Origin of the sequence: Streptomyces sp. NPDC048483 (genome assembly GCF_040651455.1) — a bacterium.
In the GTDB taxonomy this organism is placed as follows: Bacteria; Actinomycetota; Actinomycetes; order Streptomycetales; family Streptomycetaceae; genus Streptomyces.
In genome coordinates this window covers 1-2,601 of record NZ_JBEZJZ010000244.1, presented here as the reverse complement: position 1 = coordinate 2,601, position 2,601 = coordinate 1, and the positions used below count along the sequence as shown (strand labels likewise).

Below are 2,601 nucleotides of genomic sequence, written 5' to 3'. Positions count from 1 at the left end.
CCACCGGCACACCAATAGGCACCACACCCTCCCCACCAACCCCCGAACCCACCACACCCACCACCGACGTGATCGTCGCCTCCGTCGGACCGTAGACGTTGAGGTGGCGGGCGGCCGGGAAGACCAGCTGGGAGCGGTTGACGTCCGCGCGGGTCATCTGCTCGCCGCCGACGATCACCAGTCCGATCCGGGCGGGGCGCAGCTCGGGCGACGATTCGAGCAGTCCCACCAGGCCCTGCCAGTGCGAGGGCGTGAGGTGCAGAACGGTGATGCCGTGGTAGTCGACGCGCCGGACCAGGTCGCTCGGCGACCAGCGGTCCTCGCCCCGCAGCACCAGGGTGGCCCCGCAGGCAAGGGTGGTGAATACCTGCTCCAGGGAGACGTCGAAGCCCTGCGCGAGGAAGTGCAGCACCCGGTCGTCCGGCTTGAAGGCGTACATCTCCTGCATTGCCGCGGTGTGCTCGTCCAGCGACCGCTGGGACACCATCACGCCCTTGGGCCGGCCGGTGGAGCCGGATGTGAAGACGGTGTACGCCAGTTGATCGGGGGAGCCGACCGGCGCGGGGCCGGTCTCCGGCAGGCTGGGGTCCGCCCATACGCCGTCGAGCTGCACCGTGGGGACGTCGCCAAAGGCTGCCGGGTCGAGCTGGTCGTCCGTGACGACGAGCGATGCCCCGGCGGTGGACAGCATGAACGCCAGTCGGTTGGCGGGCAGTTCGGGGTCGAGGGGCAGGTACGCTGCCCCGGCCTTGAACACGGCGAGCATGCCGACGACCAGCTCGGGCGAGCGACGGACGCAGACGCCGACCGGTTCCGCGGGTCCGATCCCGCGCCTACGCAGATGGCGGGCGAGCCGGTCGGCCCGCTCGTCAAGCTCGCGGTAGCTCAGCTCGTCCTCCTCGCACACGACCGCGGTCGCGTCGGGGCGGGCTGCCACCTGGCGCTCGAAGCGGCGGAGCACGAACCCGTCACCGTCGTGGGAGTGCTCGGCCGTACCCCAGGTCAGCAGCTCCTGGCGGTGTTCCGGCGACACGACGGAGACCTCGGCGAGCCTGCGTTCCGGGTCTGCTGCCATGGCGTGCAGGCCGGTCCGCACGCCCGCGGCGAGCTGCGCGATCATCCGCTCGTCGAACAGATCCTTGGCGTAGAGGATGCGTCCGCGGAGTCCGCGTGCGGTCTCCACGAACTCGATGGTCAGGTCGAACGGGGCGATCTCGACCGGGACGTCGTACTCCTCCACGCGCAGGTCGAGCAGGTCCGGGGTGGGCTGGGCCGGGTTCTCCAGGACGCACATGAGCTGGAAGAGGGGAGTCCGGCTGGGGTCGCGGTCGATCGACAGGTCCTCAACGAGCTTGTCGAAGGGCAGGTCCGCGTGGTCGTACGCGGACAGCGAGACCTCCCGTGTCGCGCGCAGCAGGTCCGCGAAGGTCATGTCCTTGTCGACGTTCAGCCGGATGACGAGCGTGTTCACGAAGAACCCGAGCAGGTCCTCCAGCTCGCTGCGGTTGCGGCCGGCGGCTGCGGTGCCGAACGCCACGTCGCTCCGGCCCGTGTATCCGGCCAGGAGCAGCGCGACGGCGGACATGAGGACCATGTGCAGGGTGGCGCCGAACTGCTGAGCAAGCTCTTTCAGCTCGGCGAGGAACTCGGGGTCCAGGTGGAAGTCGTGACTCACGCCGCGGGTGGCACGCACCGGCGGCCGGGGCCGGCCGGGCAGCACCTCCGCCGGTTCGTACCCGGCCAACTGGGTGCGCCAGTAGTCACGTTGCCGCTCCAGCTCGTCACCGGCCAGCCACTGTTGCTGCCAGGCCGCGTAATCGGCGTAGCTGACGACCGGCTTCGGCAGGTCCAGCGGCTGCCCGTTCAGCCGCGCCGCGTACGCCGCGGAGAGCTCGTCGAGCAGCTTCCCCAGCGACCACCAGTCGGTGACGATGTGGTGCTGGGTGATCGTGACGATCCGTTCGGAGGCACCCAGGCGCACCGTGAGGACCCGCAGCAGCGGCGGCTTGCCGATGTCGAAGGGGCGCATCATGAACTCCCGGACGCGCCGCTTGGCCTCCTGTTCCCGGGTGGCCACCTTGCCCAGCCACCGCAGGTCCACCGGCTCCCAGGGCACGTCCGCCCGATCGAGGACGTGGAGCGCCGGGCGGCCCTGCGCCCGTTGGAATCCGGTGCGCAGAATGTCGTGCCGTTCGAGCACAGAGTGGAACGCGTCCTTCAGGACGTCCTCGCGGAGATCCCCGCGGATCCGGAAGGAGAGCGAGACGTTGTACTGGCCGCTCTCCTGCTCGTACTGGTCCAGGAACCACAACCGCTGTTGAGCGAAGGAGAGTTGTCCCTCCTCGTTGCGTACGCCCCCGACAGCCAAAGTCTTCCTGAGGCTCTCGCTGCCCACCCGTGCGGCGAATTCCTCCAGCAGCGGCGCCTCGAAGATCGAGGATATGGGGAGCTCGGCATCGTATTCCCGGCGGATCTGCGAGATGACCCTGGTGGCGGATATGGAGTCGCCGCCGAGGGCGAAGAAGTTGTCGTGCAGACCGACCCGGTCCACCCCCAGCACCCGCCGCCACACCTCCGCGACAGCCCGCTCCAACTCACTCA

1 protein-coding gene is annotated in these 2,601 nt (G+C 69.4%); it reads right to left on the bottom strand.

All coding sequences use genetic code 11. The features are described from left to right. Window positions 1-2,601: condensation domain-containing protein (locus AB0D04_RS42560; RefSeq protein ID WP_362712856.1), on the bottom strand; the 2,601-nt coding region annotated here is incomplete at both ends.